This is a genomic window from Bacillus sp. AK031 (assembly GCF_053903065.1).
Map to the genome: position 1 here is coordinate 391118 of NZ_CP096424.1, position 12861 is coordinate 403978.

The window sequence follows — 12861 nt, forward strand, 5'->3', positions numbered from 1 at the left end:
ATTGAATGCAAAATCTCTGATTAAAATCATTGGTGCAGTAGCTATTATCAATCTTGCAGCTCGATTAATAGGTTTTTTACGGGAAGTTTTAATAGGCTTCCACTTCGGCACGTCGATGGAAGCGGACAGTGTGGTTGCTGCTTATACCATTCCCAACTTCCTTTACCTGGCTGCAGGAGGTGCTATTGCCACTGCCTTTATCAGTGTTTATTCCAAGACTGAAGGAAGACTGCAGCAATCTTTCCGCCAATTGGTCTTCACGTATACTTTCACTTTTTTCTTTGTCGTCAGTCTAGCCTTCTTCCTTTTCCCGAACTTTTGGATCGATCTATTTTTCTGGGGATTCGATATGAAGGAGAAAGCACTTACTTCGGATTTATTCAAGCTTATGGGAATTTCAACTGTTTTTCTTTCCATATCTATGTTTTTTACTGGTGTCCTTAATGCACATGATCGTTTTAGAGCTTCTGCACTGGGTCCGCTCTTCAATAACCTTATCTTTGTGGGTGTAGCGGCCTTATGTTATTCAGGCGCAGGAATTGAGGCTTATGCCTACGCTGCTGTACTTGGAGCGCTTTTCATGTTTGGTGTTCTCTTCCATTCGCTGCGTAAGGAACAGCTCCTCACTTTTCGGTTCACATGGAGCTTGTCGGAAAAAGGCTATTTCAAGAGGTTTTTGTTTATTGCCCTTCCGATATTATTCGGGGGAGCAACCCTTCAGTTTTATTTTTTGATTCATCGAATCTTTGCTTCCCAACTTGCCGAAGGAGCGATTGCAGCCTTAAATTATTCTTCTAAATTTGTACAGCTGCCGCAAACAATATTAATGACTGCAGTTACGACCGTCATATATCCTCTGATTGCAAGGACGATTGCTGCAGGGGACCGGGAGAAACTGGATGACATCCTTAACAGAGGTTTGTCCTTGCTAGCTTTTGTAATGGTACCCGCTTCGATCTATGTGTTTTTCTATGCTGAAGAGCTGATCAGCCTGCTGTTTGAGTATGGTCAATTTAATGCCGAGTCAACGGTCGTGACAGCAAGCCTGCTGCAGATACTGGTTGTGGGCATGCTGGCACATGCCGGTAATGTTTATTTGACAAGGTTTTTCTATGCAATGGAGAGACCAGCTTCTGCTATTATAACCGGGTTGATTGCAGTGTTCGGGGTCAATGTATTGATTTCGGCCTTATTTATCGGAAGATATGGGGAAGAGGCCATAGCATGGGCCACTACTGTCAGTGCCTATGTGCAGATGATCCTTCTGTTAGTTCTTCTAACCAAAAGGCTTGACCTGCGAGTGAGGGATTACTGGAAGTATGGAAAGCAGGGATTGTTTTTCCTGGTGCTAATCTCGATTATGCTGGTTTCAAAATATCTTTTGGACTGGCTGGCTATGGGCAATCTACTACAATTGCTATTATCAGGTATCGTTTTCATTTGTGCATTCACCCTTTTAGCGTTTCTATTCAAGATACCGGAATTGAATACAATCGGAAAGATGATCAGGAAATGATAGATTCATACCAATGATGAGCATTGATCGTATCTTAGCTGGTACGAAGAGAGTGAATCATGCCAGCTAAGCCTTATGATTTATTATTATATGTTATGCAACCAGTTGTTTTTCAAGCAACCTTAAAGAAACCAGGCTGAACCAGCAGCCTGGTTTCTTTGTGCTATTTTCTGGAATCTCCTTGAATATAGTGTTGCAAATATATAGAATAATAGAGTACTAAAGTAGAATTGGAGGTAAATATGTATAAATTTGTTCGACAGACAGTTATCATGCTGCTGTCAATCATGATGATTGTTCCAACCCTTGGAACTGCTGCTTACGCCTCGGAAGATCTCAGCTATGTTAAGGCAATCCAACAGATAAGTGCTGTAACAAGTGAAGGCAAGGAACTGGAGATACTGGAAGGAACAGAATTTTTCAGTACCAGGACAGAAACTGGCTCTTATAGAATTGTATTGAATGATACATACGTTGAGTTAAATGAAGAAGATGTAGAAGTAATTGATCAGCCGGAGTCCACTGTTTTTATAAATGAAACAGAACTGGCAAAACAGATTTTGCCTAAAGGTACTGTTTTAACAGAAGATGGAAAAGAGGCTGTGATTCTTCTCTCGGACACTGAGCTGTCAACGGATAAAGAGGGAAAGCAGGCGGTAATAGGCAATCAATTCTACCAACTTTCTGCTAATCCTGCAGGACAGACAGAAGATGATGAACCGGAAGCTGAAGAAGATACCGGTTTGTCAGAACAAGTTTCCTTATCGTTTTCTGACGAAAAGACATTTACTGCAGCAGCAGATAATGCATCTTTTTATACGAAAAATCAGGAAGGTGAACTGATTAAGCAGGGGGAACTGACACCAGGTGTGCCTCTCAAACTTTCAAAGGAATACGGAAATTGGCTGGTATTCCAATATGGCGGTGAAAAAGCATACGTTTGGAAGGCTGCAGCAAAACCGGCTGCTGAAGAAGAGTTGGAGGGAGAACCTGTTCCTGACGAGGTTGGGACGCCATTTGAAGCTGTAGAAGATATACCGCTTTATATCCAATCTTCAGGGGAACAAGTAGAAATCGCTTTTCTAGCCAAAGGGGCGAAAAGTCATTATATCTCCACAGAAGGAAAATGGCTGAACGTCTACTTTGCGGGAAGATTTGCCATGGTAGAAAAGGACGCTGTTAATGCAGATAGTATGGCGGCGGCCTCTCAAAGCGACTCTGACTATATAGAAGTAGTGCTGGACAATACTTCCTTCTATTCCAATGAAGGAGGTTCCCTAACAAAACTAGGACAAATCCAAAAAGGTGAAATATACAAGAAAGTAAGGGACTTAGGCAACTGGTATGAAGTGTCGGTTGCGGGCAAACAAGCTTATGTATGGAAGAAAGCTGTTTCCCCTTCACCTAAGGCAGCCGTTCCTTATCTTGAAGAAGCAGGCTCTCAGGAACTGGAGCTGTCCAGTGATGCCAAAGCTTATGATAATTCCAGCGGTTCATTGATTGAAATCGGTTTACTGCTAAAAGGGCAAAAGCTGAAATATATAAGCAAGGCTGGCAATTGGTACATCATAGAAATGCTCGGTCGAAAAGCATATATCCATGATTCTGCTGTAAGTATTAGTTTTAAAGAAACAGACCATTACTTTAAGGTAAACCAGGAAAATGTTTCAATAGTAGTTAACAACGGAGGGACGCTTGAACCGCGTGGAATTCTATCTAAAGGACAGGTATTCAAGAGACGTGGAGATGCAGGGAATTGGCATATTATTGATGTAGCAGGGACCACAATGTATGTGTGGAAGAAAGCAACAAATCCTGCAGCAGATAATATACCTGATGGATCGGCAGGTTCAAGAAAATTGACGTTGGAACTTGACGCGACTGTCTACGACAATTCTACCGGAAGCCTTGTGCCGATTACGGTTCTTAACAAAAATCATTCCTTTACTTATATTGAAAAGCTCGGTAATTGGTATAAAGTCAATATAGCCGGCCGAATGGGATATATCCATAAAGATGCTGTCCAGCTTGATTTTGAAGATGGGGATCGGTATTTTGAAGTACTTCAAGACAGGGTGCCTGTTGTGAAAAATGAAAATGGCACACTTGTAGATGTGGGTTACCTTGTAAAGGGCCAAACATATGAAAGGGTCAAAGATTATGGCAGTTGGCACCTGGTTGAGTTCGGGAAAACACAAGGCTTTGTATGGGAAGATGCAACAGCCCCATACAGGGATTCCGATTTGCCGATCATGTCAGGCAGCAGTTCTGAATCTGTCACTTTTACTGCCCTTAAACCATTAAGTGTATATGATAATTCTTCAGGAGAACTTATCCAAATCGGGGAGATCAAAGAAGGTTCTGTATTTGGAGTTGTCAGCCAAATGGGGAATTGGTATGAAGTCAATTTCTCCGGACGGAAGGCATATGTTTATGCTCCGGCCACTGGATTGAATGCTTCCAGAGTAGTAAATGCAAGAGAACGTGTTTATACCTATGAAGAAATGGTGGGCGATTTGAAAGAGATGGCCCGCATGTATCCTGACTTTACTGAACTGACAACCATCGGAAAGTCGGTAGATGGAAGGGATATTTATGCCATGAAACTTGGGAAAGGCTCCAAAGAGGTATTGGTGGATGCCTCTACCCATGCAAGGGAGCATATGACAACCAATATTGTCATGACCATGCTGGATAACTATGCTTATTCTTATGCAACTAATCAGCTGTTTCAAGGAATGAATGTTAAACGGATTTTAGATGAGACCAGTATTTGGTTTGTTCCAATGGTGAACCCTGATGGAGTTACACTGGTCCAGAAAGGCCATACCAGTGCGAAGAATCCGCAAGAAGTATTGCGAATCAATAATTTGAGCACGAACTTCACTTCTTGGAAGGCTAATATTAAAGGAGTGGATATTAACCGCCAATTCCCTGCTGATTGGGATAATATTACTAACAATACCGGCAGGCCTTCGAACAAAAACTATAAGGGTGTGGCACCTTTAACAGAACCGGAAGCACAAGCTGTGGCAAATTTTATACTAAGCTATGATTTCAAGGCATTTGCCAGCTATCATTCTTCAGGAGAGATTCTGTATTGGCATTTTAATCAAGTAAAGAACTATGCAAGGGATTATGCGCTTGCGAGAAAACTAAGCAATATTACTGGATATCCCCTGGTCAGTCCAGATTACGGTCCTGGCGGCAGCGGGGCTTCACAGGACTGGTTCATCAGACAGGTGGGCAAGCCTGGTTTCACAATCGAGATTTCGCCTCATGTAGTAGAAAGAGAAGTGCCTTTGTATTACTTTGACCGGATATGGAACCAGAATAAAACCATCGGACTTGTTGTCGCAGACGAAGCGAAGAACTACTAAATATTTGCCAGGCCGGACAAGGTTTAATCACACAATCAGATGAGGTATAATAAGGTATGTATGACTGTCGATAGGAGTGGATAATCGTGAATAAGAAAATCAAAAAAGCAATCATCCCAGCAGCCGGTCTAGGTACGCGATTTTTGCCTGCCACAAAGGCGATGCCGAAAGAGATGCTTCCGATCGTTGATAAACCTACGATTCAATATATTGTAGAAGAAGCCATCGAGGCGGGAATTGAAGATATCATCATTGTTACTGGTAAAGGAAAGAGAGCGATTGAAGATCATTTCGACAGCGCCCCTGAACTGGAACAAAATCTGATCGAAAAAGAAAAGTTCGAACTTCTTGAAAAAGTGCAGAAAGCATCCAATCTGGTAGACATTCACTATATCCGCCAGAAATCTCCGCAAGGTCTTGGTCATGCCGTTCTGTGCGCAAAGAAATTCATCGGCGATGAGCCTTTTGCGGTTCTGCTTGGTGATGACATCGTTCAATCAGAAAAGCCTTGTCTCAAACAGCTCATGGAGCAATATGAGCAGCTCGAATCATCTGTAATCGGTGTTATGTCAGTTCCTGAATCAGAAACACACCGTTATGGCATTATTGATCCGCTCGAACAAATGGGACGCCTGTTCCAGGTGAAAGAATTCGTTGAAAAACCGAAGCAGGGCACAGCGCCATCCAACCAGGCAATTATCGGACGTTATGTTTTCACGCCACAAATCTTTAAATTCCTTGAGGAAAAAGAAGTAGGTGCCGGCGGTGAAATTCAATTGACGGATGCCATCCAAAAATTGAATCAAATCCAACGGGTATTTGCCTATGAATTTGAAGGCAGCCGTTATGATGTCGGTGAAAAGCTTGGGTTTGTACAAACTACATTAGAGTTCGCCCTCCAAGATGAAGGTATCAGAGATGAATTGATTCAGTCCATGAAGTCGATGTTAAACAAGTACGAATTATCAAATGAATAACTCCTAAAGACCCCATTAATAAGGGGTCTTTTTTCTTAGCTTAATTTTAGTCGGAAGGGGAATTTAATCAGTACTATGCTGAATGCTGATTAATCATTTTGTTTCAAGATGGAAAAATATGATAAAAGTTACATAAAAAAATAAATAGGTATCGTGAAAAATTGTGATATAATATCCTAGGTTTGAAAAAGTCAAATCTTGACGACGTAATTCAAATGTTAGATCAATACAAAAATAAGAGAGTGATAGAATGTTATTTAATTCTTTTGTATTTATATTTTTGTTTTTGCCGATAGTATTTACGGGATACTATCTGTTAAACCATTTTAAGCAATATAAGGCTTCTCTTTTATGGTTAGTGGCAGGGTCACTGTTTTTTTATGGCTATTTCGAGCCTAGATACCTTATTCTTATAACAACATCGATTGCTGTTAACTTTTCGATCGGCCATCTGATGAACAGGACTGATAGAATCGGATGGAAGAAGGTCCAGTTGACGATAGGTATATTATTTAATGTTTCCCTTCTCGGTTACTATAAGTATGCCGATTTCTTTTTAAGCAATGCTAACAGCATTTTTGGTACAGATTACGTCCTGTTGCATTTAATTTTACCATTGGGACTCAGTTTCATTACATTCCAAAAGATCGCCTATTTAGTAGATACCTATCGTGGTGAAACAAGGAATTACAATCTTCCTACCTTTGCGTTGTTCGCTACATTCTTCCCGCAATTGATTGCGGGACCGATTGTCCATCATAAAGAGGTTATACCTCAATTTGAAAATGAAAAAAACAAAAGAATCATATGGGATAATATCTCTATGGGTGTCTTTATTTTCATTATAGGTCTGGCTAAGAAAGTAGCCATTGCTGATACGGTGGCACTTTGGGCTAATGATGGTTTTTCAAATTATCAAAATCTGACTTTCATTGAATCCTGGGTGACTTCCCTTGCCTACACAATTCAGCTGTATTTTGATTTTAGTGGTTACTGTGACATGGCAATTGGATTAGGACTATTATTTAATATCAGGCTGCCTATAAACTTTAATTCTCCTTATAAGTCCAGGAATATCCAGGACTTCTGGAAAAGGTGGCATATGACCTTAGGGCGGTTCATGACCCAATACATTTATATCCCGCTTGGTGGAAATCGCAGAGGGAAGATCTTGACGTATGTGAACGTCTTCATTATTTTCTTTATCAGCGGCTTCTGGCATGGTGCGGGATGGACATTTATTGTATGGGGGATCATGCACGGAGTTGCCTCTATAATCGTCCGGATGTGGGGGAATACAAAAATTACTCTCCCATACTGGGTATCTTGGTTTATCACATTTCAGTTTGTTAATGTTGCTTGGGTCTATTTCAGGGCGACAAGTATTGAACAGGCGAATGTGATTATCGGGAAGATGTTTAGTCCTAACTGGTCCGAATTTTCGACATTCTTTACACATCCAATTAGGAATTTCGCTTATTCTTCTACCTTTGAGCTGCCTTTCTTTACAATTAATAATCCTAAGGTAGTTGTTTTCTCATTGATCGTTCTATTATTATTCGCATTTTCTGTTAAAAATTCGGTTGAGTGGATTGAAAACTTTAAGCCTAAGTGGAGCTATATTGTAGCTTCACAGGTATTGCTCCTGCTGGTATTGACGAGCGTTTTTCTTATGCAAAAAAACAATGTATTCTTATATTTTAACTTCTAACAAGGTGTGGTGGCTTTGGGTTCAAAGCAATGGTTTATAAAATTATTAGCAACTTCAATGGTGTTTGTGATTGTGCCGGTTGCAGGAATCATGGGATTCAATTATTGGATGGATCCCCTATGGAACTTTTCGCATCAGCATAGTTTTAATGATTATCAAATAGGTTTTAATGAAAGACAGCAAAAGACCAATATGATCAATAGCGAAGATTTTGACTATGACGGGTTGATGATCGGGACAAGCAGGGTCACGTATATGAATCATCATGATTATGAAGGGCAAAAAGTCTATAATTATTCTTTAAGTTCCCTGCATATTGATGAATACCTGCCTTATATTGAGTATGCAGTAGAGAAGAACGATACAGATTTTGAAACGATTTATATGGAGCTCTATTTTAATTCTTTCAATGATGATCTAGCTAATAATCAACAAGATCCTTCCGTCTATATTGATAAAGCTGAAGATCCATTATATAAGTTTACATCATTGTTTTCATTAAGCACTTTAGAATCATCGATGGAAAACTATAAAATTTCTAAAGAAAACAGTTATGACGGCCCTAGAAGTTACACCCGAGATAATGTGGCACAAACCACCTTTCCGAATGACGGGGTACCAGGTTCTTGGGGCAGATTTGTTGAGAGGTTTAAAAAAGAAGCTGAAGTGCCATTTGCCTATAGTGAGCAATATAAGTCTAAATTAGAAAACATAAAGCAAAAGTACCCCGAGACTGAATTTAAAGTATTTACGGACCCTATCCCGGCGCAAAGGCTAGACCTGATTTTAAATGAAGAAGATCAAAGAAAAGCCTACGAAAGATGGTTCAAAGACATGATTGATGTGTTTGGAAAAGTTTACAGTTTTCAAGGGCATACACCAGTTACTACGAATATAGATAACTACTTTGACTGGTTCCATTACTATCCTTCTGTTGGCCATCAAATGAACTTGGCGATACAAAATCCTGAAGCGTATGAAGATATTATGGAAGTAGTGACAGAAGAAAATCTCGACGAGTATTTAAAAGAATTGTATAAGCAAAGTGGAGTAATTCAATAACAGATTACAAATGTCCATATAATAACGAGCCTCTCAAAAGGGTAAGTAGTTCAGTTTTGGAGGACAAAACTAGAAAAAGCAGTCCAAAACGGACTGCTTTTTTACTATGAATTCGTAATTAAAATCACATAATAAATTTCATTAATTGAGTAAGTCACCAAAGGAAGGGAACTCGAATAAGGGAAAATTTTTCCGTTAAACCTCAGAATTTAGCTGGAGAGAGGTAAATAAGGGAAGAAATTTCCGTTAAACATGCTCCGTAACCCAATTTTCATGTTATTTAAGTAAATAAGGGAAAAATCTTCCTCTAATTGACCTATTTTCCCCGACATTTCTTACATAAGGGAAATTTCTTCCCTTATGGTATAAGCTCATGGTGCTGGTTCTTTTTTTGATTCGAACTTTTAAAATTCGTTATGTTTTTTGACACCGATCCGCAAGTGAATTCGACACGTAATCAAAAGACTCCAATATATTTCAGTGTTGCGAAAACGTGACGCGATTTCAGGTGCGAAAATACATTTAAAAGAAAAAGATAAGCCGTATTAATAATAAAAAACAGCATACGAATAATATTGTGAATTCGTATGCTAAAAGACATTGGATTTTACCATTTTGTACCTCTAAACTGAACTACTTACTCAAAAGTGAGGCTTCGTTTTTGTTTGAAAACATTAGGTGAATTACAGGACAAGCAACAGACAGCCGATTCCTATCAAAAGAATGCCTATCATTTTCTTAATCGTAATTTTTTCACCAAGCAATTTGTATGAAATACCTAATGTCCATATATAAGTGATCGCCGTAAGTGGAAAAACGACACTATAAGGGAGTTCTTTAAGCAGTAAGATATTAAGTATGGCGCCTGCCAAATACAAAAATCCACCGATGGCGAGGAACAAAAGTGTCTTGAGTAAGGCATCCTTTGTAACAGCGCTTGTTTTTTTGAAGAAAAAGCCTCCAAGAGATCCCAATAACGTCATGGTCAATAATAAAAAGATACTACTCATCTCCGCCACCTATCAATGCAACGCCTGTAATAATCAATCCAATACCGATTATCCCAAAAGCTGAAAGCCTTTCTCCCAGTAACAGAACACCGAGGAGTGTACTGATAATATATCCAACACTCAGAAAAGGATGAAGAACAGACAGACTACCGAATCGAAAGGCGACAATCATCAACGCTGCACCAAGCCCATACAAGCCAAAACCTATTATGAGGTTAAGGTTTATCTCGGATTCTGACAGCTTCCAGAACAACTGGCCGGTGGCTGTGAAAATGGCGGCGAAGATCATTATTCCAATCCCAACTCCGTTCTTCTTAAAAGAAGCTAATGCCTTATTCATTAAGAACTCCTTCATTCTTTTGTTTATCTGTAATAAACATCATGACAAACAGCAGGAAAGTGACAAGTGTATTTGAAAACAGATACCTAAAATCCTGCGCAGGCAGAGCGGCCATTACAGAAAGGATATTCAAAAGGATAGGAAGAGATACCAATACGTATTTAAATCCATTCCGCACAATGGCAACCATTGTGAAAAGAGCAATCAAGCTGAAGTAAACAGCAGGCCTCCAAATGATAAAACCAAACACTTCTTTGGTCTTTTGCAGATACGCACTAGCAGCCGCTGTGACAGTCGGGTGAATCACTTTATCCAATAAACCTTGCGGGTTACCATAATAAATATTGGTCACGTACGTATCTGTATAACCGTCTTCTGGCATATTGATCTGCCATACCATGGATGTTTGATCGAAAAAGGCTTCAAAAGCAAGACCAGGATTTTGAATAACAAGAGAAAACCAGTTTTTTATATATTTTCCAAAGTCGTCAAAGATCAATTCACGATCATAATGCTCCCATGAAAACTTAATCGGATCTACATTGTAAGGATTGTATTTGTCTTTCCACATTTGCAAAGGCAAAATATCGTCAACGTATTCCCTCTGATCTTCAGTCATATGTCCGTCTTCGTTCACAATTAATGCAATCTGCTGGGTTGGAATGCTTAAAGCTTCATTTGGATCTGAAGGTTTAACATCCAACGCTTTAAAAACAGGACCGGTAATCAGAAAATGAATTGCGATTATACCGATGTATACTGGCAGCAGAAACTTCAGCTTTTTACGATAGACAACAAGGAGGCACAGCCCAACAATGATGAAAACAGGGAACCCGTTGTGTCTAAAGAAGACAAGTGCAAAAGAGGACAATGCCAACCCGGCCAGACTCCATTTATTCTTGAGCCATTCTCCCTTTGAATAGACTATGTTGAAGATATGGATACTGAATAACAAGAGGAAGGTTGAATAAAGTATGTCCTTCCAGATGATTATAGGAAAAATCCCTGTAACAGGCAGGGCAATAAAGATAAAAGTAATGATATAAAGGAACACTTTCTTTACTCCAATTCGTTCGAATTGGAGCATCATATAAGCAAATACAGCTGAAATCGTTACGATTTGAAACAAGCTGATTATACCTGGAGAGTCCCAAATATAAGTGAGGAACATGATGATCCAGGTAAATATAATTGGATGCCAGTCGTGAAATACTTTAGTATGGGCCTGATCCCATTGGGCTAATGAGTCAGGTGTCATGGCAGCAGGGAAGAAAGCAATCCAATATATTAAAAGGCCAAGCAGTACAGGCAGAAAATACACCCAAAATCTTTTATAAGAAAAATCGGCTTCAGAATAAGGGATTGTTTGGAACCAGAGTGTCAGAAGAAAGAAGACCACGACACTTACAGTCGAAAATATGAGAGCAAATGTACCTGCATACACAAGGGCAATCAATACCACCGAGTTATCAGAAAGGTACATTTGTTCTCCTTTTATACTAAACAATAGAAATATAGAAAATAGAGCGACGATGATTAAAATCCATTTATTGTATTTCTCTCTTGTTACAGAAGAAGACCTTAAAAAAGGTCTCGATTTAGAATGCATAAAGGTAATAAATCCGGAAAATACAAAAGCCAGGACTAGTAAAGGCAATCCTGCATTTCTAATAGGATAAAAATAAAAAACACTTGAACATGCAAGAAATCCTGCAACAAGAACAAGACTGATATATTTAAGGTAATTATTCATATCTTTTCTCACCCATGGAATTTGACAGACGGTTCAATTCCAGCTCATACTGCTTTTTATTTAAGGACGCAATGGTATCCAGGATTAATGCACAAGCAAAGGAAATGACAGCAAGGAGCACCAAACCTACTGCAAGAATTGCCAGCGGAACCCTCGTGATAAACTGGTCAGTCACATATTCATAGATGACTGGCGTACCCGCAGCCAGACCTAAAAGCAGGAATATGACTGAGAAGATACCGAAGAACTGGAATGGTTTATACTCCTTGAAGAGAGTGAAAATCATATTCAACACTTTAAAGCCATCAGAAAATGTGTTTAATTTTGATTCACTGCCTTCAGGGCGGTCCCGATAATCGATTGGGACTTCGATAATCTTAAAGCGCTTATCTAAAGCATGTAAGCTCATTTCAGTTTCAATTTCAAAGCCGGGACTCATTACAGGCATTGATTTAACAAACAGTTTGTCAAATGCCCGGTATCCAGTCATGATGTCTTTAATATCACTCTTATACAATGAATTGATAAGACCTTTAACAAGGTTGTTCCCGAAGCTGTGAAACGCTCTTTTGTTTTCATTGAAATATGTTCCATTGGAGAGGCGGTCTCCTATTACCAGGTTTGCTTCTTTGTTTTGAACAGGTTTCAACAGTTCATGGACAAACTTGGCCGGGTAAGTGTCATCGCCATCAACCATCACGTAGTAATCTGCATCAATGTCCTGGAACATAGAGCGGACTACATTTCCCTTCCCTTGCCTTTTCTCTTTCTTGACAATAGCCCCATTTTCCTGGGCTACTTCGCTTGTCCTGTCTGAAGAGTTATTATCATAAACGTATATTGTAGCATCGGGAAGCTCTTTCTTGAAATCCCTGATGACTTGTCCAACGGTTTGTTCCTCATTGTAACAAGGAATAAGAACTGCAATCTCCATATACACAACTCCTGTTCTAATTAATTCAATCTTGACCATCAGATAGAATAACACGAATCGACATATTAATCTAGAAATAAATGATAGTCCATCCACCATTTTTTGGCATACATAAAAACGAAATTTTTCATTGAAACCTTATAATAACCACAATATACTATAATATGTACAATATACA

Annotated in this window: 9 protein-coding genes; 5 read left to right on the forward strand and 4 right to left on the reverse strand. The window is 39.4% G+C overall.

Annotated features, from left to right (window positions below):
* Nucleotide 1: 1 nt before the first annotated feature.
* From murJ to M1E09_RS01845, 5 genes are all read left to right on the forward strand, one after another.
* Entirely contained in the window at nt 2-1516 is a 1515-nt protein-coding gene (gene murJ / locus M1E09_RS01825) for a murein biosynthesis integral membrane protein MurJ (protein ID WP_456273206.1), read from the forward strand.
* Between the two features lie 242 nt (nt 1517-1758).
* Nucleotides 1759-4896, forward strand: a complete 3138-nt coding sequence (locus M1E09_RS01830) for a M14 family zinc carboxypeptidase (protein ID WP_456273207.1) — start codon at nt 1759-1761, stop codon at nt 4894-4896.
* Nucleotides 4897-4982: 86 nt separating this feature from the next.
* The gene (gene galU / locus M1E09_RS01835) at nt 4983-5873 is read left to right on the forward strand and encodes a UTP--glucose-1-phosphate uridylyltransferase GalU (RefSeq protein WP_456273208.1); all 891 of its coding nucleotides are present in this window, start codon (nt 4983-4985) and stop codon (nt 5871-5873) included.
* Between the two features lie 250 nt (nt 5874-6123).
* A complete protein-coding gene (locus M1E09_RS01840; protein ID WP_456273209.1) occupies nt 6124-7584 on the forward strand; it encodes an MBOAT family O-acyltransferase in 1461 nt (486 codons plus the stop codon).
* Nucleotides 7585-7599: 15 nt separating this feature from the next.
* Nucleotides 7600-8646 (forward strand): hypothetical protein, encoded by a 1047-nt coding sequence (locus tag M1E09_RS01845; RefSeq protein WP_456273210.1) that lies wholly within the window; start codon nt 7600-7602, stop codon nt 8644-8646.
* A gap of 683 nt (nt 8647-9329) precedes the next feature.
* Here the strand turns inward: M1E09_RS01845 and M1E09_RS01850 are convergent.
* Genes M1E09_RS01850 through M1E09_RS01865 form a run of 4 tightly spaced genes read right to left on the reverse strand, consistent with a single transcriptional unit; the run spans nt 9330 to nt 12683 of the window.
* A complete protein-coding gene (locus M1E09_RS01850; protein WP_456273211.1) occupies nt 9330-9656 on the reverse strand; it encodes an EamA family transporter in 327 nt (108 codons plus the stop codon).
* Nucleotides 9649-9996, reverse strand: a complete 348-nt coding sequence (locus M1E09_RS01855) for an EamA family transporter (RefSeq protein WP_456273212.1) — start codon at nt 9994-9996, stop codon at nt 9649-9651. Before M1E09_RS01855 ends, M1E09_RS01850 begins: the two co-directional genes overlap by 8 nt.
* Nucleotides 9989-11749 carry a DUF6020 family protein gene (locus tag M1E09_RS01860; protein ID WP_456273213.1) on the reverse strand — a complete coding sequence of 587 codons (1761 nt, stop codon included), beginning with the start codon at nt 11747-11749 and terminating at the stop codon, nt 9989-9991. Before M1E09_RS01860 ends, M1E09_RS01855 begins: the two co-directional genes overlap by 8 nt.
* Nucleotides 11742-12683 carry a glycosyltransferase family 2 protein gene (locus M1E09_RS01865; protein WP_456273214.1) on the reverse strand — a complete coding sequence of 314 codons (942 nt, stop codon included), beginning with the start codon at nt 12681-12683 and terminating at the stop codon, nt 11742-11744. Before M1E09_RS01865 ends, M1E09_RS01860 begins: the two co-directional genes overlap by 8 nt.
* Nucleotides 12684-12861: the final 178 nt, after the last annotated feature.

Bases quoted from the DNA above. Each gene is read 5' to 3' on its own strand.
- M1E09_RS01865 (WP_456273214.1), bottom strand. From the start codon at position 12,683: ATGGAGATTGCAGTTCTTATTCCTTGTTACAATGAGGAACAAACCGTT.
- M1E09_RS01850 (WP_456273211.1), bottom strand. From the start codon at position 9,656: ATGAGTAGTATCTTTTTATTATTGACCATGACGTTATTGGGATCTCTT.
- M1E09_RS01860 (WP_456273213.1), bottom strand. From the start codon at position 11,749: ATGAATAATTACCTTAAATATATCAGTCTTGTTCTTGTTGCAGGATTT.
- M1E09_RS01830 (WP_456273207.1), top strand. From the start codon at position 1,759: ATGTATAAATTTGTTCGACAGACAGTTATCATGCTGCTGTCAATCATG.
- M1E09_RS01840 (WP_456273209.1), top strand. From the start codon at position 6,124: ATGTTATTTAATTCTTTTGTATTTATATTTTTGTTTTTGCCGATAGTA.
- M1E09_RS01855 (WP_456273212.1), bottom strand. From the start codon at position 9,996: ATGAATAAGGCATTAGCTTCTTTTAAGAAGAACGGAGTTGGGATTGGA.